Source organism: Ferdinandcohnia sp. QZ13 (assembly GCF_031324165.1).
Taxonomy (GTDB): Bacteria; Bacillota; Bacilli; order Bacillales; family Bacillaceae_L; genus Ferdinandcohnia.
Window position 1 is genome coordinate 1,996,063 of the sequence record NZ_JAVIVW010000001.1, and the last position, 25,534, is coordinate 2,021,596.

The following is a 25,534-nucleotide window of genomic DNA, read 5'->3' on the forward strand; positions in this document are numbered from 1 at the left end:
AAATCCTCCTCTTTCATAAGAAAGTACTCTAAACCTTTATGTATGATATCCAGTTTTTACCTTAAATAAACCATCGTTTGTTTAGTTTTCAAAATCACCAACAACAACTATATTTTTTACGTTATGCTCCCTTCTAAAATGAAGTTCTTTTTATGTAATCCTTAGTAACAGGAGATACTACCGAAGAGGGAATAAAATAAAGAATTGAATTGTTGCTGCATGGAAATAGCAGCTTCTATTTTATGAGATGGCGATTCATTTTTGAAAGGAAGGATTTCCGTGAAAAACACCAATCACAAGCCAAGGGCAGAAGGAGGACTTTTTTTCTTTTTGACGGCGGCTTTAAAAGGCATTTCTCAAGTTATGCTCATTGAAAATGCCCTTTCTGGAATTATCATACTCATAGCTATAACACTCTTTTCCTATTCATTAGGGATCATCGCCTTGTTATCAGCCTTGATTGCTACCATGATGGGGAAAATAGGAGGTGTAGAGGAAGAAACGACCAATCAGGGGCTTTTAGGTTACAACTCCGTGTTGACAGGAATAGCGCTGACCTTATTCCTAACAGGACCTTACGACTGGATATTTGCCCTTATTGGAGCCGCAGTTACGGCAATATTTACAGCCACCATGATTCATGTAATGAAGAATACGGGGATCCCCGTTCTTACTTTTCCCTTTATCATCACGACATGGTTTACTTTACTTGCTTCATACCAGTTAAAGGATATTCACTTAACCTCAAAGTTGGTCCCTGAAGATATCGCCTATTGGGGATTGGATACGTCTGGGAAAATAAACTGGTCAGAAGCGGCATTTAACGGAATTGGACAGATCTTCTTCATTCATAGCACTCTATCAGGTATTCTGCTTATTGTTGCGGTGTTTTTGGCTGGATGGAAGCTTGGTCTTTATGCTGTTTTAGGAAACGTGCTAGCTTTGTTGACATCGTTTTTACTTGGAGGAGAAGACAATCCGATTTATATGGGGCTTTATGGATACAATGCTATATTAACTATTTTAGCTGTATCTGTCGTATTTAAGACGAATCAAAACCGTTTAGCGTTATTCTCCGGCATAGTTGCTACTTGTGTAACTGTCCCGTTAATGGCAAGTATAACGACTTGGCTTCAGCCTTTTGGACTTCCAGCTTTAACCATGCCTTTCGTTCTTAGTACATGGCTTTTCTTGGGTGCAAGAAAGGTCATGCCGAACCTTTAAATCAAATAACCCCATACCCTTTAGATATAGCTTATTCCAACTTTCACTGCTGTATTGTAAATAGAAGGCATACACCATTCTGTTTGGGGAAAACTTGAAAGAAATTACTATCAAGGAGGAATTCATTATGTTTAAAGATCTAGAAGTACGACCAATGTTTGATGATCAGGTGCATGAGCGTCATCAATTCACTATCACTGTTGATGGATCAGATTATCAAGGACTTTTACACGAAGGAGAGATTCATTGGTTTCATCCACATCCTAAAAACACCTTCGAGGAAAGTCATGTAGAAGCGATAGAAGCCCAAGTCCACGAGAAGATTTCGCAACACTTGGAGCAACAACAACAATGAAAAAGTAGCTGATTTAATTTATAAAATCTGTTGGTTTTTTGTTGGAATATTCTTCCTCGGTGAAGTACTTTTAAGCGTGGGTTCTTCGTCGGAATGTCCTTCATAACCTCGATGAAGGACTTTTTTGAACGGTTTCTTCGCCGAAATGTTCTTCATAACCTCGATGAACGAATTTTAAGCGTGGGTTCTTGTCGGAATGTCCTTCATCCAAATTTGGTCATATAAAAAAACCGTGCAAACGCCCGGTCCTTCAGTAAACAAATACATTTTTTATTATGCATGAACTAAAGTGCGTTTTAGGAATTCCCTCGTACGCTCTTGTGTTGGGTTATTGAAGATGTGATCTGGTCTTCCTTCTTCTGCAATAACTCCCTTGTCCATAAATACGACTCGATCCGATACTTCTTTTGCAAATTCCATTTCGTGCGTTACGATTAACATCGTTAGACCAGATTCAGCGAGTTCCTTCATGACTTTAAGAACCTCTCCTACCATTTCAGGATCAAGAGCTGATGTTGGTTCATCAAACAACATGACATCTGGTTCCATCGAAAGTGCCCTTGCAATCGCCACGCGTTGCTTTTGTCCACCTGATAATTGCTTTGGCTTGGCGTTAATATATTGATCCATGCCCACAACTTTCAAGTATTTCATTGCTACTCTCTCGGCTTCTTCCTTGGAGCGTTTCAATACTTTCACTTGTCCTACTAGACAGTTACTAAGGACATTATGATTATTAAATAAGTTGAATTGTTGGAAAACCATCCCTAAATGTCTCCGATAGGTAGCCACATCATGATTGTTATCCAATATATTTTTACCATGGTAGATAATTTGCCCACCACTTGGTCTTTCTAATAGATTAATACAACGAAGAAGAGTTGATTTACCAGATCCAGAGGAACCGATGATGGAGACAACTTCTCCTTTATTCACCGAGAAATCAATATCTTTCAATACTTCATGAGTGCCAAAGGATTTGCTTAAATGTTGAATATCAATAATCTTTTCCATATTCTCTCCTCCTTCTTCCTAATGTTGTTGATTGACTTGTACTGGTCGATCGTTCCCAATCATGGTATAGGTATCAGAGCCATCTAATTTTTTTTCAAAGTATAGTAGTATTCTAGTGACAATAAACGTCATCACAAAATAAATCATACATGCTACGAAAAATGATTCAAAATATCTAAAATTATTCCCCGAAATCGACTTTGTAACGAAATATAATTCTGTAACTGAAATCACATTTAAAACAGATGTATCTTTAATATTAATCACAAATTGATTGCCTGTTGCAGGTAAAATATTACGTATAACCTGTGGTAATACAACGTTCCACATCGTTTGGAAATGATTCATTCCGATTGCATGTGCTGCTTCAAACTGTCCCTTATCGATCGATACAATCCCACCACGAACATACTCAGCCATATAAGCGCCTGTATTGATCGATACAACAATAATCGCTGCTACAAAAACATTCATATCTATACCAAATGCTAACGCAGAACCATAATAAATAACCATCGCTTGAACAATCATCGGTGTTCCACGGAAGAATTCAATATAGATGGAGAGGATGGCATTAATGACTTTTAAAAATAGCTTGTTCACTCTACGTTCAGGCATCGGAATGGTACGAATCACCCCTGCGAATAATCCAATCACTGCCCCAAAGATTGTTCCAATAAGAGCAATTAATAGTGTTACACCCGCACCACGAAGGAACATTGGCCAGTTTTCTGTGATAATTCGTATGACCCACTCAAAACTCATCTTTCTTCCTCCTTTACTTTTTAAAACCGACTGTAATTGAGGTACAGCCGGTTTCTAGCATTTTTTATTGTGCTGCTGGTTGATTTTTAATTGCTGAATCCATAATGCTTGTACGTTCTTCTTCAGAGATACCTGCTAAAATTTCATTGATTTTATCTGTTAAGTCACTGCCCTTTTGAAGTCCAACAGCGATTGCCGTATCATCTGGTGATGTTTTAAATCCATCTTCAAACTCTACCATCACAAAGTTCTCATTTGCAGATGAAGCACTAACACCTTCTGGACGCTCTGAAACGTATCCATCAATCATTCCTGATTCAAGAGCTACTCTCATTGCTGGGAAGTTGTCCATCGCTGTTTTCTTCTCAACGCCTTCAATTTGATCGATCACTGAATAATGGAACGTATTTAATTGAGCTGTAATTTTTGCTCCCGTGAAATCTTGGATTGAAGTAGCATTTTCATACTTGCCGCCTTTCTTCACAACCATTACTAGATTTGAAGTATAGTAATTATCCGAAAAGTCGATTGCTTCTTTACGTTCTGCTGTGGGTGACATACCTGCAATAATCGCATCAATTTTCCCTGATGTTAGAGCCGGTACAAGTCCATCCCACTCTGTTTTGACAATCACTAATTCTTTTCCTAATCCTTCAGCCACTTTTTTCGCGATTTCTACATCATATCCGCCTGCATATTCTTGAGACCCTTTAATTTTAACTGCACCGTTAGAATCATCGTTTTGAGTCCAGTTAAATGGCGCATATCCAGCTTCAAGACCAACCCTAAATGTATTCTCCTCTGAAGTTGATCCAGAATCAGAACTACTGCTTGTCCCACACCCTGCTAATAAAAGAATAGTAGAAGCCAATAAAACTGCGAATAATAATAGTTTGTTTCTCATGATGTATTTCCTCCTTTATTGTGAAAAATTTCGACAAAAAAAACGACCTGAGATATACCCAGGTCGCTGTATCGTTTCCCTAAAGTCCTCTCTTTTATCCCAAATGAGATAGCACAACTCAATAAACGGAGGGTTTATTGAGACAGTCCTGCAGCTCTTAACTGCAGACCCAGCATGTAATGACTGAGAATATTACACACTTCGGCGACATTTCCTTCTCCTTAGTATCACTGCTTCTCAAACTCCACTAAAGACTGTTAAATATCGCGCCTCTACCTCACTATGAAAAAGTGAGGCCTTATTCGATTGTTTTTTTATACTACAATAATATCTGTAAATCCGTCAACCCTTAATTACTAGAAATATCTTGCAAACTATGTCGATTGTCTTTTAATAACTCTTTTTTAGGTTAATTCAATCTGCTTTGTTTCTTTCCCAAAAAAGGCAAGTGTAATGACACCAATCACAATACTTATGCAAAACAGTGTAAAAATGAAACTAATGGATTGACCTGAAGAAACAAGTGAGCCTACGAGGAGTGGTCCAAGAATTCCACCGACTCGCCCAATTGCTGCGGCCATACCAGCACCTGTCCCACGAATAACGGCCGGGTATTGTTCTGGCGTGTACGCATATAAAGCCCCCCATGCACCGAGGTTGAAAAATGATAAAAAGATACCTGAAACAATGAGAACTGCAGTCGTTTCTGCCTGCCCGAAAACAAGGGCAGACCCTGCTGTTCCTAGCAAATAAGTAACAAGCACAAACTTTCTCCCCACCCTTTCAATCAGCCAGGCAGCTGTAAAATAACCCGGTAGCTGAGCGAGGGTCATGATTAATACATATTCGAAACTTTGAATCATACTAAATCCTTTCATTACCATAACACTTGGTAACCAAAGGAACATTCCATAGTAAGAAAAAACAACTGTAAACCAGACCATCCAAAGGACGAATGTGGAGCGTGCATATTTCTTCGACCACACATCTTGGACGTTTTGGAAAACCGTACGTTTCTCCACTTTCTTTGGTGAAAACGCTGGAGAGTCTGGAAGATTAAGTCGTAAATAAATCGCATAAAGAGCAGGTACCGCACTAATAATAAGGGCAAGTCGCCAGCCGTATGACGGAATAACAAAATATGAAATAAGTGCTGCAAGGAGCCAACCAAATGCCCAAAAGCTTTCTAGTAGAACAACTACTCTTCCACGCTCTTTCGCCTCCACACTCTCTGATACAAGTGTTGAAGCAACAGGTAATTCTCCACCAAGCCCCATCCCAACAAAAAAGCGAAGTACTAAAAATAAAAAGAGGGAAGTTGTTAATGCGGAAAATCCACTCGCAAGTGAAAACAATAATAAAGTGATAATAAATATATTCTTCCTACCAATCTTATCCGCCCAAAGGCCGAATAGAAGAGCGCCGACAGCCATCCCGATTGAATTTACACTTCCGATCCATCCCATCTGTTCCGGTGTCAAACCCCAATCTGTGTGCAGTGCTGCAATAATAAAAGAAAGCATCCCGACATCCATGGCATCAAACATCCAGCCGAGCCCTGCAATACCAAGGAGCCTCCTCTTTGAAATTGTTTTTTCTGTCATGATTTTTCCTCCTAGTGTCTTGACAGTTGTCATTACCACTTTACTATAATCCGCTTGAATCAAATTGACAAGGGATTTTTTTCTCTCTAGATTTAGTATGAACTTTTTAATTCAAATATATTTTTCACAATAAAATTGATCGTTCGACAAAAATGGTTGACCTATTTTCAAATAGTCATGTTCCTCAACATTTGAATAAATCTAATACATATCCGAGAATTTTCAAGAGATACTAAGGTTAACTATCTATTACATAACTTGAAAGCAGTTATTAAGATTATACATAGGAAAGGAGAATGGACTTGGATATAAGTTTAATTTGGCAGACAATTCTTATTTTTGCTGTGGCAACTATTATTTTAAGAATTGGTGGTAGAAAGTCGATTTCACAGATGACTATTCCCCAAACCGTTATTATGATTGCAATCGGTACACTTCTTATTCAGCCTGTCACCGGAAAAGGACTTTGGACAACGTTTGGTGTAGCAATAATCCTAGTACTAAGTCTAATCATTACTGAATACATTCAATTAAAATTTGATGGTGCCGAAACCGCCATTTCTGGAAAGGCAATCCCTGTAATCGAGAATGGTACCTTACAAGAAAAGAATCTAAGAAAACTCCGACTAACCGTAGATAAGTTAGAAGAACGGCTCAGACAATTAGGAATAAAAGCAATTAATGATGTTGAATTTGCTACACTTGAAACAAGTGGACAATTGGGATATACATTAAAAAAGGAAAAACAACCTGCGACAAAAGAAGATATTCAAAACCTTATTCAATTGATTGAAAAAGGCCATCTAATGGTCGCAAACACCCAAACATCTCAAGACAATATCTTCACTGAAACCATTAATAAAAACCCTTCTAATATACCAAAACAATTACAATAATCAATTGATAATATATGAAAAAAGTCATGAATCTCCATATCATGACTTTTCTTATTTTTATTTTTCCTCCGAAGGAATTTCCTTTTCTTTACTTCCATATTTTTATTTTGTGGGATGATTAGAATTCATGTATAGTAAAAGTATTCGTAAATGAAATTGGAGGTGAAAATCCTTTGTTGATAGATTTTCTTTTATTAGATCCGGAAGTTTATACTCAAATGGCACTTAACGTTAGTGTCTGTATTGGATTAATGTTACTGTTGTTTTCTACACAAAGGGTTCAGTTTGGTTTTAATTCACCTTTATCCAATTTTACAGACACGAAAATAAGTGAATGTAAGAAGTTTGATGGTAATCGAAGTCTTTTAATTCAATACTTTATCACAAGAAGAATTACCAAATCGATTCGAAATAAACGATATACAAGTGATGATTCTGAGAGTTTTGTTTCCTTTTATCTTAACAGTTAAATCTAACTTTTAAGGAGGAAACATGAAAAAGTCTCGTTTTTATACTAAACTAATCATTCTTTTATCCGTACTCACAGCACTTCTTTCTGGATGCGGAATAAATTCAAGTGACAATAATGAAGGTTTTTTTAACAGTGTCTTAGTAAACCCTATCACACAGTTCATAAATTTTATCGCAAATACATTCGATGGTAGTTACGGAGTTGCTATTATTGTTGTAACCATATGCATACGTTTGGTTATGATGCCATCCATGTTAAAACAGTATAAAAATCAATCCGTAATGAAAGAAAAGATGGATATCGTAAAGCCTGAAATGGAAAAAATTCAGAAGAAAATTTCAGCTGAAACTGATCCGAAAAAGAAACAAGAACTTCAACGGGAAATGATGGGCCTTTATCGACAACATGGAATTAACCCACTTAATATGGGGTGTTTGCCATTACTCATTCAAATGCCTATTTTAACTGGACTATATTATGCGATTCGTGGTTCAGCAGAAATCTCGCAACACACCTTTTTATGGTTTAATCTAGGACATCCTGATTTAGTGTTAACGATTATTGCGGGGGTTATTTATTACATTCAATTTAGAATCTCGCAGTTAAATATGTCCCAAAGCCAACAACAACAAATGAAATTTATGGGGTTATTGTCACCGATTATGATTGTTATCATTTCATATAGAGCTCCAGCTGCACTACCACTTTATTGGGCAGTAGGCGGAATCTTCTTGACACTCCAAACACTGATTGGTCATCGGCTTTATCGAAACCAGAAGGTAGGAAAAGTCGTGGAAAATAAACAACTTTAAAAATGAAATAGGACCAGCCTCCTTAAGTAGCAACTTGGGGCTGGTCCTTTCTTGTTTTATAAATCAGTATAAATTAATGGATCTTAAAAAGTAACCTAAGAAAACGATAATACAAAATGGTTAATGACGTAACAAATAAATACACTGGAAAAGAATAAATAGATTTCCATTCCTTGAATGTGAAAACACCGAACACAACAGTAATCCATTCGTATGCCACACTAAATATCGAAAACGCTACTATAAATAAAAAAGTGTAGATGTGCTTTATTTTAAACTTTTCATATATATAAAGGTAAATATAAGCAAATGGACCGTATAGAAGATAGGAAAAAATATCAAACATCTCAAACTTACCACTATCCATTAAATCATATAAATCCAGTGGCGGGCCAGCTAATACATGGTCAGCAATTCTTGCTATTGTTGCAGAAAATAAAACAATTAAGATGATCATACTCAAAGAGAATTTTCTTTTGGGTAAAAAGAATACCGAATAAGAAGTTATGAGGGATATGATGACAAACCATTCATTTTTGCTAAATTCATCAGGTAGCGGAAATAAGTTCATGAAATAATTCCTTCCTTACGAAGTACCAATTTAAATCCTCGTTGAGCAAGTATTGTAATGAACAATATAAGAATCCAAACCATACCTAACATCACTAGATTCCAAGCATGAAATCGGTATACACCATAAAACCTTAATATATAATCACCTATGTACAAGAGAATGAAAAGACACACTAAAAGGGATCCACCTCTATAGAAATTACGTTTTGCTGCCTGCCAAAGGTCGATTAGCCATAAGATTGCTAGCGGAACATTTATTACTGCGTTTAGACGAAAGGCGATTAGATCCTGTAACCTCTTACTAACTTCCCACAATTCAAGGTTTACGCTAATGATCGAAACAAAACTGGTATAGATAAACACCAAAAGAAAAAATACAAATACCAGTTCTAAAATGTTCAAATGCTTCTTGGTAGAAAAAAACGCAATCACCAATAACATGGTCAAACAAAAAGTAAGTGTTAGGGACACAACAAATACCTCCAACCCAATTTTATAGCAAGGCTGTTTTCGTAAACTTTGTTGTTTTTTATATCAATGTATGAAGGGATTAGTAATTATTTTTCCTCCCAGTGATTTCAGCGGATGGTACGAGATCCTCGAAAATGCAGGCATTTTCTTCGTGCGGTGAAGTTTCAAGGAAGCAAACTCAACGTCCTGCGGGAGTAGCGAGCCAAGCAAGACCCCGCAGTGAGGTACGAGCGAGGAGGCTTGCGGATCGCCCGCGGAAAGCGAGTACCAGGAGCGGAAATCACCCTATGTTTTAAAAGCAACAATCTTTTAGAAATAAGCCTATAGCAAAAAACACAATCCTCTAACTATCACAAACTGAATCTTCATAATTGCTATTTCGATAACTTTTGTAATTCATAAACTTGGTTTGTGATTATGGTTCCCAATAACAAAGAAAATATTGTTAGTTACTATGGTTTTTGTAATAGAAACACTTAGTGATTATGTGTGTTATTAAATAAAGAAGATATAAAATGGGAAATTTAAGGGGTAAGTAGGAGGAGGTTCTATCAAGGATCTATTTGCCCCAAGGTATCCAAAATATTTACAGTAAAAAAAATAGCGGTACGGCGATACTCAACAAGTTTAAAGTATCGCCTTTGTATGTCTTGCACAACGAAGAGACAAATAATCTCTTCACTCTTCTCTTTCTATCTCAGGATAGAATGCTCAACAATAAAGGTTATCCATCCTTCCTTATAATCTGCATAAATGGAACCATTATGAAGTTCAACAGTTCTTTTTGAGATAGCTAGTCCAAGCCCCGTTCCTTGAGTATCCTTTCTTGCCTTGTCTCCCCTGAAAAACCGATCAAATAATTTATTTATATCACTAACAGGAGGCTTTTCCACTCTGTTTGATACTTTCAAAATGGCTTGGCTATCCTTTTTTTCAAGACTAATTTTTAGTTCCGATGGTTTTTTACTGTATTTAACGGCATTCATGAACAGATTTTCGTAAACACGAACCATTTTTTCTACATCCATAGAAATTGAGATTTCTTCATCTGGTATTGATTTTCGAACTGTAATTTGTTCATTTTCAAATACAGGAATGTATTCCCCTACTATTTGTTCCAGTAGTCTTGCTAAATCCATTTCTGTTAAATTTAACCTCACATCAGGGCTTGATAAACGGGTATATTCGAACAACTCATCAATAAGATATTTGAGTCTTCTTGTTTTTGAATGAATGGTCTCAATGTATTCTTCTAATTGATTGCTACTATATTGACCTCTCTTTAGCAAATCTATATACCCCAATATAGATGTCAAAGGTGTTCGCAAATCATGAGAAACATTGGTAATCAGTTCATTTTTTGCTACTTCTACTAGTCTTGCATGGTTAAATCTATTTTCCAATTCTCGGGACATCTCATTAATATTCTTGGCTAGTTGAGTCAATTCGTCATTACCCTCAATCCCAATCGTTAAACCAAGTTTTCCACTAGCAATATAATTAACACTCTCTGAGATGAGCCTCAAATACTTAATTTTTTTTCTTACCATTATTAAAAAAACAAGAATAAAAGTAAGGATTGCTACTGAAAACACTAAAAAAGTCATTACGTTATACTTTATTGTGCTGAATCCTGTAGGGTATGTCGTAACGTAAGGATTCAAGATAAATTGGATAGAAAGGAGAATCAAAGCAATCGAAGCAAATAAACTAATGGCAACTGCAACAAGGAGCTCACCAATAAGCCTATTTCTTATCCCAATCCCTTTCATATTTTATAACCTACTCCCCATACTGTTTTTATGTAAATAGGCCGTTTCGGATCCTCTTCAATTTTGTCCCTGATTTTTGTGATATGCACCATGACTGTATTATCGGATTTATAAAAACTCTCTTTCCAAACAGCCTCATAAATTTTTTCTACACTTAGGACAATTCCTTTGTTACGGGAAAGAATTTCAAGTATATCGAACTCTTTTGGAGTTAGCCTTACCTCATTCTTTCCTACCCATACCTGGCGTGTATCTGTATTGATAGTTAATTCGCCAATTTCGATGATGCTTTTATTGTTGCCCGTATGGCTATTATATTTTTTGAACCTTCTTAATTGAGATTTTACCCGTGCAGTCAATTCTAAGGGATTGAACGGTTTAGACAAATAATCATCAGCACCTGCAATCAGGCCTTGGATTTTATCCATATCTTCAGACCTTGCTGAGACCATAATAATTGGCAGATTACGTTCCTCCCTAATTTTCAGACACGCTTCAATTCCGTCCATTTTCGGCATCATAATATCCAAAATAATGAGATCGAAGTCCTTGTCTTCCAGCAGTTTTAAAGCCTCAATGGCATCTTCAGCTTTTTGCGCTTGCATACCTTCATTTTCTAAATAAATCGATATAAGATTTCTAATCTCTTTATCATCATCAACAATAAGAATTCTGGACTCCATGGTTTTCCTCCACACTTTTCTCTGACATACCACAACTAAAAACATAAGCTGGCGGGAAATTCCTATATTCCCTTTTAACCCTTATCTCTTGGAAATATTGCTCAATAAATGCCTTTTTACATTTAGTGTATTGGAAAGTAATAAATTGTCCATCTTTTTTTAAGATCCTTCTTGTATTTTTTAAAATGTTGCTAGAAACCTGTTTTGGTAAACTTGCAAAAGGGAGACCTGAAACAACGTAATCGGCATAGGGAATACCGTAGTCCTTTACATATTGCTCGATGTTTTCAGCTGAACCATTTACTATAAATAAATTTCTTTCCCCATGGAATTTTTCTGTCAACTCACCGTAAAATTCTTTATTGCTTTCTACTAATAAAACGATTACCTCAGGATTACGCTTTTCAAGTAACTTTTCAGTGAATACACCTGTACCTGGGCCATACTCAATAATGTATTTCGCTTTTTGAAAATTGATTCCTTCGACCATTCTATCTCCAAGAAACCTTGAGCTAGGGCTAATAGCTCCTATCGTCTTTGGATTACCTATATATTGAAATAAGAAAAGCAGGTGTTTCATACTTCATCACTCCAATGGCTTGAATTTATAATCTAACTTTAAAATTCAAACCTTAAGAAATAGGAGCAAAAATCCTTAAGAATTCTTAAGTTTTTTTAGTTAATGCTCGAGCTGAATTTACTTTTATAAATTTCCGTTATAAACCAAAAAAAATATCAGATTTGTCGTCTGATATTCTTGGCTATTTATATTTAGCTGTTTTTTAAAGGTAAGCTCTCCACACTTTTGATTAACTTATTTCAGAAGAAGACCTATAATGATTCCTATTTATTACCGGGTGCTGCTCGGTCCACACCCTTTACATGGTGCCTGTGTCCATCATTTTCGCTAGTGTAAAAGTCATAATAATGAACATGCATCCCATTACCTACCGGAATAGCCGGTCCTGAATAAGCCCGGTAATGATGGGAATGTCCATTTTCAAAGACAACATATCCTTCAGTATAATGTACATGGCTTCCATCCTGTGTAGGAATCGGTGGTGAAGTGACATCTAAACACTGGTGAACGTGGCCATCCTCCACAGAAGTATAATCAACCGAACCATGATTATGATGCGGAACAAAACCGTTTATGAAATCATCTTTCCCTACCTTTGCCATAAAACCTCTCCTTCCATTTAAATAATCCTTCAACTGCCCCATACTTACATGACCAGGGAGTTGAGGCTGGTTCTGCATGACATCCCACCTTTTCTCTGACTTTATTACTAAAGATATTTACTTAGTAATCCAATTATGTTCTGGACAAGAGCAAATATTTATCAGCTCAATAATGAATAAAAACTAGACCGCTACCTATGCCTTTCTACAAAAGTTTTTCCTTCAGTAAAAACTCTTTCCTTACTAGTTACTTTGTTGCTATTTCACAAAAACGTTGCCATAGACTAACACGAAACCCCTTTGTTACAATAAGATTCAATGTTAACTTTTGGAGGAAGAGAAATGGAGCAGAGGTATCAAGATTTGAAATTAGGGGAACGTGGTGCGATTTTAAGCATTGCCGTATATATCTTGTTATCTTTTTTGAAATTAATCATAGGATACATGGCCGATTCAGAAGCTCTAAAGGCCGATGGTTTAAATAACACAACTGATATCGTTGCTTCAGTTGCAGTTTTAATTGGTTTAAAGTTTTCTCAAAAACCCGCTGATGACGATCATCCTTATGGTCATTGGAAAGCCGAAACAGTTTCGTCCTTAATTGCTTCTTTAATCATGATGGTTGTCGGAGTTCAAGTTTTATATGGTGCAGCAACTTCTATTTTTAAAGGTAACCTTGAATCACCTGATATGATAGCAGCTTGGACAGGATTTGTTTCCGCTTTTATTATGTTATTGGTATACCGATATAATAAAAATCTAGCTGAAAAAGTAAAAAGTCATGCCGTTATGGCCGCTGCTAAAGATAATCTCTCCGATGCATGGGTTAGTATTGGTACCGCAATCGGTATTTTAGGTTCCCAACTCGGCATACCTTGGCTTGATCCAGTGACTGCATTTGTAGTAGGTTTATTAATCTGTAAAACCGGATGGGACATTTTCCGAGAATCTTCCCATTATTTAACGGATGGCTTTGATATAGAGGATTTAGCAGAATACAAACAGACCATTTTGAATATAAACGGGGTTCTAGAAGTAAAGGATATTAAGGGAAGAACATATGGAAATAGCAATGTTGTGGATGTTGTCATATCTGTTCCGAATCATTTAGATATTACCGAGGCACATGAAATATCAACAAAAGTAGAGGTCGTTTTAATGAAGGAACATAACGTTCAAGATGTTCACGTCCATGTTGAGCCAGTTGGAGATGAAAATATATTATGAGTTGATCAAAAGCAACGTCAAATGACGTTGCTCCGGAGTGTAGACAAAGTCAGTACTGACTTTGTCTACGTCATTTTCACAGGATATCTAGATATAAATTGCTTTCCTGACTGTCTTGAAAACGCTTGTCAGACAAGGCGCGCAGCCGATCGAAAACGCGAATAGAAGTTGCCTTCATGAGCGGACGAGAGAGGCAAGCAACGCAGTATGCGAGCGTTTGTCAACAGTCTGAAGCAACGTCAAATGACGTTGCTTCTTCTACTAATGACAGGAATTACGATTCCCCTCAAGCATTTACTTCTTTTAATAGATATTCTTCAAATGCTTGGCTATTCAATGGTTTGCTAAAATAGAAACCTTGTCCAAATAATAAACCATCTTTATTTAGTTCATTGACATGTTCTTGCGTTTCGATTCCTTCTGCAATGACATTTAAACCTAATGTCGCTGCTAGTGTTAAAACGGATTTTACAATGGCTTTGCTTTCTTCATTCTCATGAATATCTTTAATAAATGACGCATCGACCTTTAGGGTATCTATCGGAAGATGCTTAAGATAACTAAGCGAACTATATCCCGTTCCGAAATCATCAATTGAAATTTGAATTCCTAACTGTCGAATTTCCTCAAGAACGGATGCAGCATCATTCACATCCATAAAAACACTTTCTGTCACTTCAATTTCCAGCCATTTTGGGTCTAAATCTGTTTCTTTTAGGATCTTCTCAACTGTTTTGATGAAATTAGGATCCTCAAGCTGTCGGATGGATACATTAACCGAAATGACCAAAGATTGATTGCCAATTTCTTGCCATTTCTTCATTTGCTTACAGCTTTCCCGCAAAATCCATTCCCCTAATGGTACAATTAATCCCGTTTCTTCAGCTAATGATATAAATTTCCCTGGTGGAATGGTACCTAACTCAGGATGTCTCCATCTAACCAAAGCCTCCATACCAATTAGTTGCTTGGTAGATATATTTAGTTTGGGCTGGTATTCTAAATAAAATTGTTCTTCTTTTATTGCATTTCTCAATGCATTTTCTAGCAATCTACGTTCTAACGATTCATTTTTAATTTTATTATTAAAGATTAAATAATGATTTTTCCCTGTATTTTTGACGTTATATAGAGCATCATCAGCATTCTTAATCAGTTCTCTTGAAGAAATACCATCGTTAGGATAAGTAGCGATTCCAATACTGCATGTCAAGATATACTCCTGTCCAGAAATGGAAATCGGGGAGTTAAATTTCGTTATGATTTGATTCACATATTTTTTTAAATCCTCTTCATCTTTTATATCCTTTAATAAGGCTATAAATTCATCCCCACCTACGCGACCTACTAGATCGCTTGGGCGAATTGCGTTCTTTATTATTCTTGCGGCTTCGATTAAAACTTGATCGCCTACATCATGGCCCCACTGATCGTTGATCGATTTAAAATTATCAAGGTCAATAAAAAGAACCGACATTTTAGATGGCGTCTTCATTTTTTTTCTGTCGAGAATTTCCCTATTCAATTCATTCATAAAAGAACGTCGATTCGGGAGATTGGTTAATGTATCATGAAAAGCCAAATGATATATTTTTTGTTCAAAAATCTTTCTAAATCGAATATCACGCATAACAACCAGAATTAAATCATTTTTAGAAAATGATGATTTGTCAATGACACTAAAACTCGCCTCAATGTCTGTATAATCACCTTTGTTATCGCGGATACGAATCTCAATATGCCGGACCGTTTTCTTCCTCTTGCAAAAAATCCTTATTTCCTTGTTAACCATCGCCTGATCGTCTGGATGGATCATATCAAAAAAATTAAGATGTCGGATGGTAGATATGTCATAGTTTAATATAGCCTCAAATGAAGGTGAAGTATATTGGAATGAGCCGTCTACTTCAATGAGACTAATTAAATCTGTTGTATTTTCAGCTATCAATCGATATTTTTCGTTTTGTTCTTCTACTTGTTTTTGTTTCTCTCTATCAGAGCTTATGGATTTATCTACAAAATTTAGGGTACTATTCATGTTTTCCATTTCATTAAACTCCTTTTTGGTTACAATTACCTTGCTTTTGGATTATGAAATTGTGAGACTTCTAGATTGGTTTTATAGTAGCATTGAATGGTAATTTAGGTCAATTTCAAGACTCTTGAATTCGAGACGTTTTGATTGCGAATAAAAATGAACAAAAATACAGCACTGTATTACTGCGCCAAACAGCGTATTCTTGTTCATCACTTTGGGGGGGATTTTACTAATTAACAGCCACACCTTCAAATTCGCTAATTGTTTTTTCGAATCTACTTTTTGTTTCCTTAACACTTCTTTGTAAATTTTCTGTGATATTACCTACTTTTGTAACTTCAAAAATGATGTGATCTACATTATTATTTACTTGATTAATAGATTCTGAAACATTACCAGCTAATTTACGGACTTCATCAGCAACTACCTTAAATCCTCTTCCATGTACACCTGCGTGTGCCGCTTCAATTGCAGCATTTATTGCTAACATATTCGTTTGTGCCGAGATATTACGTATTAATTTTGAAACTTCTCTTATTAACTCCGTTTGGCTTTTTAATGATTGTAACGCATCTATTTGCTCAATCGAATTAGTGACCACCAAATCAACTAGTTTTTCAGGCATTTCTTTTAATTTTGCAATAATATCTCCGGTTCTGTTTTCTCGTTCTGTAATATCCGTAGCAATTTTTAATACACCCTCTACTTTCCCTTCTTCATTAAAAATAGGAATATAAGTTGCTTCAAGCCATAAAAGGTTTCCTCTTTTACCTACCCGTTGAATTTTCTCTTGAAACTTAAATCCTTTATGGAGGCTATCCCAAAATTCTTGATAACCTCTACTAAAGACGAATTCATTTGTACAAAATTGCTTATGTGACATATTAATCATTTCATCTACTGTATAGCCCAAGGTATTGGCAAAGTTATCATTTACCCAAATAACTTCTTTATTTAGATTGAATTCAATCATCGCTAAACTGGTTTCTAACGCAGACAAAACAGCATCACTGTTTAAAACCTGTCTATTATTTTTTATATTTATGTTATTTTCCATTGTTCTCCACCTTATGTAAATCGGTATGAATATGAGGAGATGGTTTTCCAAATAGATATCCTTGGAATAACTGATATCCCATATTCCTTAGCCAAAGAAAGTCTTCTTTTTCCTCAATCCCTTCAGCAAGTGGTATGGCACCTACTTGAATGGCTGCTTTTAAAAAGTGCTTTGCCGTTTCCTGTTTATCTTTATCCTTTGAAACCCCTTGTACATACCGCATATCCAACTTCATATAATTGGGAGCTAGTTCCCTAAGGACTTCTATTGAACTAAATCCTTCCCCAACATCATCCAAAGCATAGTTAAACCCCTTTTCTTTGTAGTACAACAATATTCTTTTTAGATGTTCTAAATCCTCGACTTGCTCTGTTTCAACTACTTCAAAAACAAAATTGGACGGATTAATACCAAGTTGTTGTGCAAGTTGGACCGTAGATTTTAGACAGTGTTCTGGTGAATAGATAGAAGTCGGCACAAAATTTATAAATACCTTCTTATTCAAAAGGCTAGATTGTTGTACGGCATTCATACGGCAAACCCGGTCCAATGAATACATTCTATTTCTACGTTTTGCAGCTTTATATGCTTCTAATGGTGGTATGGAGTTTCCTACTTCATCGAAAAATCTAGATAATGCTTCATACCCGTATACTTTTCCCTCTACATCAACTATAGGTTGATAATAACAAGTAACTTGTTGTTCACGTATAACCTTATCTATCCATTGCGATTGGATTAACTCTTCGACTTCATGAATAGGTCTCCATTTTTCTTTATCCACTCGAAAACGTATTGAACTTGTATCTAAATGATCTGTAAAAAAATCATATAACTCCACTATTCCTTCCTCTTTTATCAAGAAAGAAGTTTTTTCCTCATGAATGAGCATGTTATTTCTCTTTAGTTGTTTAATGATATCAGGAATATAAATTCGATTGCTCTCACCATCAATTACTATTTCATAGCAAATACTCGTTGGAAAGCAGTTCCTGCAATTAATCAAATGGATTTCCCCCCTTAGTTATAATCATATAATCATTTTTAGAATTGTACAATGTTTATTATATTATATTATACAAACATTGTACAAATAAACAACATTCTATCAACCATACTATTTTTGTTTTATGGAATAATACAAAGGCCTGTCCAATTGGATTCACACTTTACTCCAATTGGACAGGCCTAATAGTTTTTACTTATTCGGGCTAACATTTTTCAAAAGATCGGTATGAGGTCATTCGTACCTGACTGTTGAATTCTTACATACAGCGGATTTTCAAAGTCCCTACACGCGAAGCACCTTAAATTGTCCGCCACCAAATAATGCCTTGACGTAGTCAAGTTTTGTATTTTCAAAATACACTTTGTCTCTTTCGTTTACTAAAAATTGAATTCCATCTTGTTCAGTGATTTCATCACTATCTAAAGCCGACTCTTCCAGAGTCAGACGAAGCTGTGGTCCCCCTCAGCCAATACCCATTTCTAAGCGAATAAATGGCTTTTTACCTTCCTCAATAACATCCTTCACTTCATTCTTAATCACTGATATAGCAGCATGCGTAATTTGAAGCATACAGTCACCTCCTTCACCATGTAATGATAGAATTTACAATCCGATAGGGTTTATAACAAACGAAGTACTTTCTTATTACTTTACTAATTGCATAACCTTTTCGGGATCAAATCCTAATACCCACTGACCATTAATTTCAGTTTGAGGAACGCCCATCTGCCCTGTCGTTTTAACTAAACGATTTGCAGCAATCGGATCTTGTTGGACGTTTACCTCTTTAAAAGGAAGTCCATTCTCCTTTAAAAAGTTTTTCATCATCACACAATAAGGACATGTATTTGTTGTATAAACGGTAATTTGATTCATAATAAGATCTCCTTTTTAATCGTATTTTTGAAACGTAAAGCAAACATTAGCTGAATGCTTTATACATTAGGTAAAAGGCTCCTCCCAGGAGCCAGACTACTGTTCCTGGTCATATAGGAATCGGTTTTCTTACCGGTTTTCCTTCTTCAGAAACGTTAGGTCGACTAATTTCTCAGGAGCCGGTTGTGGCGCAATCCCTTTTTTGATTGGGTTTATCAGACACGTTAAATCCTCCCTACATCTATTCACTTTATTTAAAGAGTTTCTTTTGTACTTCTTTTCATACATTATATACCCAAGTGGGTATATAAGCAATACAAATGGATGGTAGGATCCGTCTAACAGAACGGTATATCCCCAACCGTATAGATGGCTTTAGTACGGTGAGGGATCAAACCATTTGTTGTTAATAAATCATTTGTTTTCAGTTTTTAAAATTTCATTTATTCCGGAAAGCCCCTCATACAAGAGGTTTCAATTGAAGGTATTTTTAATTAACTCACTTAACCTATCAGTTGTTTCAGGTGACACAGTGTAAATTGTGTTGGTGTCGTCCGCTTTCATAAAAGTACTTTTTTCTCCTTTTTCGCCAATCCATAAATACAAAATCAGTTGATTTTTCTTTTCGTAAACGACATCCATATAAAACTCAGGGTCTGCCATATTAACGATTCCGTCTTCCTTTACTGCACTTGAGAAGATGTCACCAAAGGCATTTAAGGTTTCCCTATCATCAAAATTTACTTTACTAGTTCCTTTTGGTTTGGAAAAGCTAACCCTTATAAAATTATTGTTTATCCCAAGTTGATTGTTTTTTTCTGATTTAGATGGTGAATGAATAGTTGTTTCAGTCGAGATATTTTCTTTCGGTTTACAACCAAAGAAGAGCACCTGTATTAAAACTAAAGATAATACCAGAATGACAACTTTTTTCAAATAGTAGTACCTCCATAGATTTAATTATTATTATTCTACTTAGACGTATAAAAACCTCTTTAAGTTTCTATTGATGAACTATAACGGAAGTCCCAGTCTTTTCGTCCATCCATATTATAATAGCAAGCGATCATACAAAAATCGGCGGGAATGAATTCGGTTCAATACCGTATTCACACCCGCCAATTCACTATTTACTATAAAGGTCCATCTACAATTCTAAAATCCCATCAACTGTCTCTAACTCAAAGTTATCGAGCAAAGCACGAACCTCATCTGTTGACTCTGTGCTCATCAATTGAACTCTTAATTCACTTGCCCCTCGAAATCCTTTGACATAGATTTTGAAAAAGCGATGAAGAGGCTTGAATGAACGTGGCTCTATTTTTGAATATTTATCATGGAGGTCAAGATGCAATCTTAAGAGATCAAGTAATTCCTGACTACTATGTTCTCTTGGCTCTTTTTCAAAGGCAAATGGATTTTTAAATATACCACGCCCTATCATAACCCCATCAACACCATATTGATTAGCAAGCTCCAGGCCCTTTTGACGGTCAGGAATATCCCCATTGATCGTTAAAAGAGTATTAGGTGCCACTTGATCACGAAGCTTCTTAATCTCCGGAATCAGCTCCCAATGCGCATCTACTTTACTCATTTCCTTTCTTGTCCTCAAATGAATAGATAGATTCGCAATGTCTTGTTTCAATACATGTGTTAGCCAGTCGCGCCATTCGTCTATATCCGTGTAACCAAGCCTTGTCTTTACACTTACAGGTAATCCTCCTGCTTTTGCTGCTTGGATTAATTCTGCTGCAACTTCCGAACGGAGGATCAGACCAGCACCCTTCCCTTTCGATGCCACATTAGGTACAGGGCAGCCCATATTGATATCAATACCCCGAAAGCCAAGTTCCGCCATCCCAATACTCATTTGCCGGAAATATTCGGGCTTATCTCCCCATATATGAGCCACAATAGGCTGTTCATCTTCTGTAAAAGTCAATCGGCCACGCACACTTTGGTTTCCCTCAGGGTGACAATAACTCACCGTGTTTGTAAACTCTGTGAAAAACACATCCGGTCTTGCTGCTTCACTCACAACATGTCGGAAAACAACATCTGTCACATCTTCCATTGGTGCTAGTATAAAAAATGGCCGTGGTAATTCACGCCAAAAATTATCTGTCATGTTCAAATACAAATCCTTTCATAATGGGATACTATTCCAACCTTGTCCCAAAATTAAAAAGCAAAAATGTTTTTTGCTTCTTTTACACTTATACCATGCTTAGGTACTTTTTATCAAATGTACGTTTTGGATGTCACAGAGAAGACCTGAATATTCTTGTTTCACCGATTGTTTCATTGAAAAACAAATTGAGTTGTATGCTACCTTTCAAGGGAGTTTTTTGAAAATCTGCACAAAAAATTGAGTCAAGCTTCTACAAATCCAAAAATTGGAACATTGGCATAACCTTTACACATTGTGCAAATAATACACTTAAAACATGCCAAGGAGAACCAATTAATGAAGTTGTTGGGATTATGGAAAAAGAAGGGCCATTTTCGAAATATACAACTGAATGAATCGATAGATACATTACCGGAAATGCCTCTACACTCGGAGTTAAATCAAAATATTGAAGTACTAAAAACAGTATATAAAGATTGCTCTGATGTGGTATTTCGTGAATTTAGTATCGGTGGCAGCATTCATGCGGTTCTTCTTTACATAGATGGGCTTTCAAATACTGAAGAGGTCGATCAGCATGTGCTTATGCCGCTTATTCAAATAAAAAACCATGAACAAGATGCCATATTTGAAAAAACAAAAAAGGAAATATCGGTTTCCGATATTAAGGACATTTACTCGATTAATGATATTTTCAAACAAATCTCAATGGGTAACTCGATTATTTTAATTGAAAAAGAAACAAAGGGAATTTCCATTGGGCTTCCGAAGTGGGAACAACGAAGTATTATGGAACCAGAAGCAGAATCAGTCATACGCGGACCAAGAGAAGGGTTTATTGAAACATTAAGAGTAAATACCTCCCTTTTACGCAGAAAAATTCGCCATCCATTATTAAAAATAAAACAAATAAATATTGGCCGTTACACAGATACACAAGTCATCGTTGCTTATATTGAAGGAATTGCCGATGCCACTTTAGTGGATGAAGTGACTAGCAGGCTAAAGCGAATTAAGATTGATGGCATATTAGAAAGTGGATATATTGAGGAAATGATTGTAGATCACCCGTATTCTCCTTTCCCACAAGTTTTAACAACGGAACGGCCGGATGTAGCAGGTGCCTGCCTTTTGGAAGGGCGTGTTGTTATCTTGATTGACGGTACCCCGATTACATTAATTGCTCCTAGTACGTTCGCAAGTCTGATGCAGGCACCGGAAGATTACTATAATCCGTTTTACATCAGTACCTTGATCCGTTGGCTGCGATATTTATTCTTTTTTATTGCTTTACTCGCACCATCAGCATATGTGGCGATCTTAACGTTTCATCAAGAAATGCTTCCAACCACATTGCTTTTAACCATTGCTCAAAGCCGCGAACAAATCCCTTTTCCTGCATTGATTGAGGCGTTTATCATGGAAGTCACTTTTGAGGCACTAAGGGAAGCAGGTGTAAGATTACCAAAACAGGTTGGCGCTGCTGTTAGTATTGTCGGAGCCCTGGTCATCGGACAAGCGGCGACGGCGTCAGGACTGGTTTCATCACCAATGGTCATGGTAGTTGCCATTACAGGTGTCGCATCGTTTTTAATGCCAAGATATGCGACCGGTATATCGATTCGTATTTTGCGCTTTCCCATCATGATTCTATCCGGAATGTTCGGTTTATTAGGTGTCATGCTCGGTATTACCGCAATTGTCGCCCATATGTGTACCATAAAGTCATTTGGTGTACCATATTTCAATTCGATAGCACCACTTAAGATTGAAAATATAAAGGATGTTTTAATTCGAGCACCGTGGTGGGCCATGGATACACGACCTGAGTTTTTTTCAAAGGATGCAAGTCACCTAGAGCGTCAGTCCAGTAACCTAAAGCCTGATCCAAGCAAAGGTGGCGACGAAAGTTGAGTTGTATAATCAGACCTATTAAGAAGGCTATAACTTTAATACTTCTGCTTTGCATGAACTCGATTTTCCTAACAGGATGTTGGGACCGTACTGAGGTGAATGATTTAGCTCTCATTTTGGCAGCAGGTGTAGATAAGGGCGAAAATAACAATATCGAATTATCCGCCCAAATATATATCCCTCAAGGATCACAAGGCGGACAACAATCCGGGATGTCCAGCGGTTCCAGCAGCAATCAGTCATTTGTTAGGTCGGCTGAAGGAGAAACCATTGCTGACGCGATGGCGCGACTTCAGGAAGAACTGACAAGGCAGGTTTTTTGGGGACAAAATGAGGTGCTCATTATTGGTGAACAATTAGCAAAGGCAGGGATAAGTAATGAAATTGATTTTTGGTTGCGGCACTCGGAACCTCGCATACGTGCCGATGTTTTTGTTTCAAAAGGAAGGGCAAAGACTGTCTTAGGGGCCATACCTGAATTGGAAAGAGACGCCGCAAAACAACTACGTAAAATCGTAAAAACACATGTAGGTGTAAAAGTAACAGTAAAGGATTTATCGCAGATGCTATCAGGTGAATCAGCTCCTGCCGTACTTCCTTGGGTCGAGGAACTTCCACCATCACTAATGGATTCAAAGAAAAAAGAAATCCCCATCATTAATGGAGTAGCCATTTTTAAGGAAGGAAAAATGGTAGGAAGATTAGATGACAAAGTAACAAGGGGGATTCTTTGGCCTAGAAATGAGATTAAATCAGGTGTGATTACGATTGCTTTTGATGACGAAAATGGTCACATCTCCTTACATTTATTGAGGAGCCATACTGAATTGACCCCCTCCATAAAAGATGGAAAATGGAGTATGCACATTAATACAAACGTTGATCTTGAGGTTATACAAAATACGACAAAAGTAAATTTATTCAATCCCAAGGTCATAAAAAAAGCTGAGCAAAAGGTTAAAGATGAGATTGAACAAAGAGAACGTTTAGCTTTCTCGGAGGTTCAGAAAAAGTTAAATGCTGATATTTTCGGTTTTGCGGATGAATTTCAGAGAAAATATCCACAAATATGGAAGAAAGAGAAAGACGAATGGAATGAAATATTTCCGGAAGTGGCCGTTTCTTTTGAAACGAAGGTAAAGATTGAAAGAACCGGTTTGGCAACTGGACAAGGTCAAAGGGGTGTTGAACATTGAGGATTGGAGGGATAGTCGGCGTAACAGTTATATTGGTGTTTATTTTCTTTTACCAATGGCCCCAGTTGAAGAAAAGTGGAAGAAAAGTAAGAAGGGTCTTTTTTTCGTTGATGCTGCTTAACTGGGTTCTTGCAGTTTTGCTTGTGATCTTTCCAGAAATGCCGGGACCCGGGCAATTAATTGATTTCATCTTTAAGCCATTTGAACCCTTTTGGTAAATAGACTCCTTTTAGAAAAGGAATGAACAAACATGATTGAAAAAGGTAGAATTGCCTATTTAGAGTTATCTCTCATTATGTATGCAACAATTGTAGCCACGTCCATACTTTACATTCCATATATCACAGCACAGCATGCAAAGCGTGATTTGTGGTTATCTCCCATATGGGGTTCTTTGACCGGCTTTCTCATCGTCATAATTATTGTAAAGCTTTCTAAGCTATATCCAGGGAAAACACTCATTGAATATTGTGAACTTATTCTTGGTCGGACTTTAGGCAAAATCATCGCGGTCATTTACTTGTTTTTCTTATTACACGATACCGCTATCGCATTTAGGGAATATGGTGAGTTCATAGAAAGTGCCTTTTTACATAAAACGCCAATTATTTTTGTAACTGGCAGTATAGCCCTTTCTTGCGCGATTGCGGTACACGGGGGCATTGAAACGATTGGAAGATGTGCCACTATCTTTATGCCGATTGTTTTAGCTCTTTATATCCTGATTTATATCTTATTAATTCCTGATTTGAATGTAAAAAATATGTTTCCAATTATGCAAGATGGGGTTATGCCCTCCATTAAAGGTTCCATTGCACCACATGCCTGGTTAAGTCAATTTTCATTGATGTCATTCCTGATTCCATTTTTAACGAATCAACAAAAGGTTTTGAAATGGGGAATGTTTTCTGTCATTGCCTGTGTCTTAACCATGGTATTTATTAATCTTGGGAATCTTTTATTATTTGGAGGAATTCTTTCTAACCTGCATTTCCCTGTGTTTGAGGCTGCAAGATATATAAGTATTGGTTCTTTTTTTGAACATATTGAGTCAATCGTCATCGCCTTTTGGGCTCTTGGCGGATTTGTACAACTTTCTGCCTTTTTTTATATGCTCGTGCTCGGTACTTCACAGTGGTTAACACTGCCTAGTTATAAACCGTTTATATTACCAATTGGTTTTTTAATTATTATCTTTTCATTCTGGTCAATTCCCTCATTTGAGGAAATGATACGAGGAATGGGCACAACCATGCCCTTTTATTTTTTAACCGTTCAGTTACTCATTCCGATTTTACTCTTAGCTGTTGCTGTCATACGTCAGAAGAAATCGAAAACGTCCCAACCGTAAGCTTT

The 25,534-nt window shown here is 36.6% G+C and carries 24 protein-coding genes, 1 pseudogene and 1 riboswitch; of the genes and pseudogenes, 10 read left to right on the top strand and 15 right to left on the bottom strand.

Translation table 11 applies throughout. The features are described from left to right. The first annotated feature begins 279 nt into the window (after nucleotides 1-279). Nucleotides 280-1,224: an urea transporter gene (locus RGU12_RS09730; protein ID WP_309535898.1), complete on the top strand. Its 945-nt coding sequence runs from the start codon at nucleotides 280-282 to the stop codon at nucleotides 1,222-1,224. 127 nt (nucleotides 1,225-1,351) lie between these two features. Next, on the top strand, nucleotides 1,352-1,579 hold the full coding sequence (locus RGU12_RS09735) for a hypothetical protein (RefSeq protein ID WP_309535899.1): 228 nt from the start codon (nucleotides 1,352-1,354) through the stop codon (nucleotides 1,577-1,579). A 273-nt stretch (nucleotides 1,580-1,852) separates the two neighbouring features. On the opposite strand, the gene RGU12_RS09740 is transcribed toward RGU12_RS09735, so the two are convergent. From RGU12_RS09740 to RGU12_RS09755, 4 genes are all read right to left on the bottom strand, one after another. Further along, a complete protein-coding gene (locus RGU12_RS09740; RefSeq protein WP_309535900.1) occupies nucleotides 1,853-2,593 on the bottom strand; it encodes an amino acid ABC transporter ATP-binding protein in 741 nt (246 codons plus the stop codon). A gap of 18 nt (nucleotides 2,594-2,611) precedes the next feature. After that, nucleotides 2,612-3,358 (bottom strand): amino acid ABC transporter permease, encoded by a 747-nt coding sequence (locus RGU12_RS09745; protein ID WP_309535901.1) that lies wholly within the window; start codon nucleotides 3,356-3,358, stop codon nucleotides 2,612-2,614. 64 nt (nucleotides 3,359-3,422) lie between these two features. Further along, entirely contained in the window at nucleotides 3,423-4,262 is an 840-nt protein-coding gene (locus RGU12_RS09750) for a transporter substrate-binding domain-containing protein (protein ID WP_309535902.1), read from the bottom strand. Nucleotides 4,263-4,363: 101 nt separating this feature from the next. Beyond that, a riboswitch (Lysine riboswitch) is annotated at nucleotides 4,364-4,545 on the bottom strand. A 121-nt stretch (nucleotides 4,546-4,666) separates the two neighbouring features. Further along, nucleotides 4,667-5,866, bottom strand: coding sequence for an MFS transporter (locus tag RGU12_RS09755; RefSeq protein WP_309535903.1), 1,200 nt, complete (start codon nucleotides 5,864-5,866; stop codon nucleotides 4,667-4,669). A 302-nt stretch (nucleotides 5,867-6,168) separates the two neighbouring features. Here RGU12_RS09755 and RGU12_RS09760 point away from each other — a divergent pair, with 302 nt between their 5' ends. The 3 genes from RGU12_RS09760 (at nucleotide 6,169) to yidC (ending at nucleotide 8,046) form a co-directional block, all read left to right on the top strand. Beyond that, a complete protein-coding gene (locus tag RGU12_RS09760) occupies nucleotides 6,169-6,762 on the top strand; it encodes a DUF421 domain-containing protein (protein WP_309535904.1) in 594 nt (197 codons plus the stop codon). Between the two features lie 173 nt (nucleotides 6,763-6,935). Beyond that, nucleotides 6,936-7,232, top strand: coding sequence for a hypothetical protein (locus RGU12_RS09765; RefSeq protein ID WP_309535905.1), 297 nt, complete (start codon nucleotides 6,936-6,938; stop codon nucleotides 7,230-7,232). Nucleotides 7,233-7,254: 22 nt separating this feature from the next. Then, the gene (yidC, locus tag RGU12_RS09770; protein WP_309535906.1) at nucleotides 7,255-8,046 is read left to right on the top strand and encodes a membrane protein insertase YidC; all 792 of its coding nucleotides are present in this window, start codon (nucleotides 7,255-7,257) and stop codon (nucleotides 8,044-8,046) included. 73 nt (nucleotides 8,047-8,119) lie between these two features. On the opposite strand, the gene RGU12_RS09775 is transcribed toward yidC, so the two are convergent. From RGU12_RS09775 to RGU12_RS09795, 5 genes and pseudogenes are all read right to left on the bottom strand, one after another. Next, complete coding sequence (locus RGU12_RS09775; protein WP_309535907.1) at nucleotides 8,120-8,617, bottom strand: hypothetical protein; 498 nt, start codon at nucleotides 8,615-8,617, stop codon at nucleotides 8,120-8,122. A 1,165-nt stretch (nucleotides 8,618-9,782) separates the two neighbouring features. Then, nucleotides 9,783-10,682 (bottom strand): annotated as a pseudogene (locus RGU12_RS09780) (sensor histidine kinase); the annotation flags it as partial. 176 nt (nucleotides 10,683-10,858) lie between these two features. Further along, nucleotides 10,859-11,545 carry a response regulator transcription factor gene (locus tag RGU12_RS09785; protein ID WP_309535909.1) on the bottom strand — a complete coding sequence of 229 codons (687 nt, stop codon included), beginning with the start codon at nucleotides 11,543-11,545 and terminating at the stop codon, nucleotides 10,859-10,861. After that, a complete protein-coding gene (locus RGU12_RS09790) occupies nucleotides 11,520-12,125 on the bottom strand; it encodes a class I SAM-dependent methyltransferase (protein ID WP_309535910.1) in 606 nt (201 codons plus the stop codon). The genes RGU12_RS09785 and RGU12_RS09790 overlap by 26 nt, the downstream gene beginning before the upstream one ends. A gap of 263 nt (nucleotides 12,126-12,388) precedes the next feature. After that, the gene (locus tag RGU12_RS09795; protein WP_309536297.1) at nucleotides 12,389-12,727 is read right to left on the bottom strand and encodes a YmaF family protein; all 339 of its coding nucleotides are present in this window, start codon (nucleotides 12,725-12,727) and stop codon (nucleotides 12,389-12,391) included. Between the two features lie 342 nt (nucleotides 12,728-13,069). Here RGU12_RS09795 and RGU12_RS09800 point away from each other — a divergent pair, with 342 nt between their 5' ends. Next, nucleotides 13,070-13,954 carry a cation diffusion facilitator family transporter gene (locus RGU12_RS09800; protein ID WP_309535911.1) on the top strand — a complete coding sequence of 295 codons (885 nt, stop codon included), beginning with the start codon at nucleotides 13,070-13,072 and terminating at the stop codon, nucleotides 13,952-13,954. A gap of 286 nt (nucleotides 13,955-14,240) precedes the next feature. On the opposite strand, the gene RGU12_RS09805 is transcribed toward RGU12_RS09800, so the two are convergent. The 6 genes from RGU12_RS09805 to RGU12_RS09830 form a co-directional block, all read right to left on the bottom strand. Continuing rightward, nucleotides 14,241-16,001: a putative bifunctional diguanylate cyclase/phosphodiesterase gene (locus RGU12_RS09805; RefSeq protein WP_309535912.1), complete on the bottom strand. Its 1,761-nt coding sequence runs from the start codon at nucleotides 15,999-16,001 to the stop codon at nucleotides 14,241-14,243. Between the two features lie 220 nt (nucleotides 16,002-16,221). Next, nucleotides 16,222-17,049, bottom strand: a complete 828-nt coding sequence (locus RGU12_RS09810) for a methyl-accepting chemotaxis protein (protein WP_309535913.1) — start codon at nucleotides 17,047-17,049, stop codon at nucleotides 16,222-16,224. Beyond that, on the bottom strand, nucleotides 17,039-18,055 hold the full coding sequence (locus RGU12_RS09815; protein ID WP_309535914.1) for an EAL domain-containing protein: 1,017 nt from the start codon (nucleotides 18,053-18,055) through the stop codon (nucleotides 17,039-17,041). Before RGU12_RS09815 ends, RGU12_RS09810 begins: the two co-directional genes overlap by 11 nt. Before the next feature lie 648 nt (nucleotides 18,056-18,703). Beyond that, nucleotides 18,704-18,934, bottom strand: a complete 231-nt coding sequence (locus RGU12_RS09820; RefSeq protein WP_309535915.1) for a glutaredoxin family protein — start codon at nucleotides 18,932-18,934, stop codon at nucleotides 18,704-18,706. Between the two features lie 474 nt (nucleotides 18,935-19,408). Then, the gene (locus RGU12_RS09825) at nucleotides 19,409-19,870 is read right to left on the bottom strand and encodes a YhfM domain-containing protein (protein WP_309535916.1); all 462 of its coding nucleotides are present in this window, start codon (nucleotides 19,868-19,870) and stop codon (nucleotides 19,409-19,411) included. A 211-nt stretch (nucleotides 19,871-20,081) separates the two neighbouring features. After that, nucleotides 20,082-21,065: a tRNA dihydrouridine synthase gene (locus RGU12_RS09830; protein ID WP_309535917.1), complete on the bottom strand. Its 984-nt coding sequence runs from the start codon at nucleotides 21,063-21,065 to the stop codon at nucleotides 20,082-20,084. 339 nt (nucleotides 21,066-21,404) lie between these two features. On the opposite strand from RGU12_RS09830, the gene RGU12_RS09835 reads away from it, so the two are divergent. The 4 genes from RGU12_RS09835 to RGU12_RS09850 are packed head-to-tail and all read left to right on the top strand — an operon-like array spanning nucleotide 21,405 to nucleotide 25,529. After that, nucleotides 21,405-22,982 (top strand): spore germination protein, encoded by a 1,578-nt coding sequence (locus tag RGU12_RS09835; RefSeq protein ID WP_309535918.1) that lies wholly within the window; start codon nucleotides 21,405-21,407, stop codon nucleotides 22,980-22,982. After that, a complete protein-coding gene (locus tag RGU12_RS09840) occupies nucleotides 22,979-24,178 on the top strand; it encodes a Ger(x)C family spore germination protein (RefSeq protein WP_309535919.1) in 1,200 nt (399 codons plus the stop codon). The genes RGU12_RS09835 and RGU12_RS09840 overlap by 4 nt, the downstream gene beginning before the upstream one ends. Further along, complete coding sequence (locus RGU12_RS09845; protein ID WP_309535920.1) at nucleotides 24,175-24,396, top strand: M48 family metalloprotease; 222 nt, start codon at nucleotides 24,175-24,177, stop codon at nucleotides 24,394-24,396. Before RGU12_RS09840 ends, RGU12_RS09845 begins: the two co-directional genes overlap by 4 nt. A 32-nt stretch (nucleotides 24,397-24,428) precedes the next feature. Next, nucleotides 24,429-25,529 carry a GerAB/ArcD/ProY family transporter gene (locus RGU12_RS09850; RefSeq protein ID WP_309535921.1) on the top strand — a complete coding sequence of 367 codons (1,101 nt, stop codon included), beginning with the start codon at nucleotides 24,429-24,431 and terminating at the stop codon, nucleotides 25,527-25,529. Nucleotides 25,530-25,534 lie beyond the last annotated feature (5 nt).

Bases quoted from the DNA above. Each gene is read 5' to 3' on its own strand.
- RGU12_RS09735 (WP_309535899.1), top strand. From the start codon at position 1,352: ATGTTTAAAGATCTAGAAGTACGACCAATGTTTGATGATCAGGTGCAT.
- RGU12_RS09740 (WP_309535900.1), bottom strand. From the start codon at position 2,593: ATGGAAAAGATTATTGATATTCAACATTTAAGCAAATCCTTTGGCACT.
- RGU12_RS09745 (WP_309535901.1), bottom strand. From the start codon at position 3,358: ATGAGTTTTGAGTGGGTCATACGAATTATCACAGAAAACTGGCCAATG.
- RGU12_RS09750 (WP_309535902.1), bottom strand. From the start codon at position 4,262: ATGAGAAACAAACTATTATTATTCGCAGTTTTATTGGCTTCTACTATT.
- RGU12_RS09755 (WP_309535903.1), bottom strand. From the start codon at position 5,866: ATGACAGAAAAAACAATTTCAAAGAGGAGGCTCCTTGGTATTGCAGGG.
- yidC (WP_309535906.1), top strand. From the start codon at position 7,255: ATGAAAAAGTCTCGTTTTTATACTAAACTAATCATTCTTTTATCCGTA.
- RGU12_RS09775 (WP_309535907.1), bottom strand. From the start codon at position 8,617: ATGAACTTATTTCCGCTACCTGATGAATTTAGCAAAAATGAATGGTTT.
- RGU12_RS09785 (WP_309535909.1), bottom strand. From the start codon at position 11,545: ATGGAGTCCAGAATTCTTATTGTTGATGATGATAAAGAGATTAGAAAT.
- RGU12_RS09790 (WP_309535910.1), bottom strand. From the start codon at position 12,125: ATGAAACACCTGCTTTTCTTATTTCAATATATAGGTAATCCAAAGACG.
- RGU12_RS09795 (WP_309536297.1), bottom strand. From the start codon at position 12,727: ATGGCAAAGGTAGGGAAAGATGATTTCATAAACGGTTTTGTTCCGCAT.
- RGU12_RS09800 (WP_309535911.1), top strand. From the start codon at position 13,070: ATGGAGCAGAGGTATCAAGATTTGAAATTAGGGGAACGTGGTGCGATT.
- RGU12_RS09805 (WP_309535912.1), bottom strand. From the start codon at position 16,001: ATGGAAAACATGAATAGTACCCTAAATTTTGTAGATAAATCCATAAGC.
- RGU12_RS09810 (WP_309535913.1), bottom strand. From the start codon at position 17,049: ATGGAAAATAACATAAATATAAAAAATAATAGACAGGTTTTAAACAGT.
- RGU12_RS09820 (WP_309535915.1), bottom strand. From the start codon at position 18,934: ATGAATCAAATTACCGTTTATACAACAAATACATGTCCTTATTGTGTG.
- RGU12_RS09830 (WP_309535917.1), bottom strand. From the start codon at position 21,065: ATGACAGATAATTTTTGGCGTGAATTACCACGGCCATTTTTTATACTA.
- RGU12_RS09835 (WP_309535918.1), top strand. From the start codon at position 21,405: ATGAAGTTGTTGGGATTATGGAAAAAGAAGGGCCATTTTCGAAATATA.
- RGU12_RS09850 (WP_309535921.1), top strand. From the start codon at position 24,429: ATGATTGAAAAAGGTAGAATTGCCTATTTAGAGTTATCTCTCATTATG.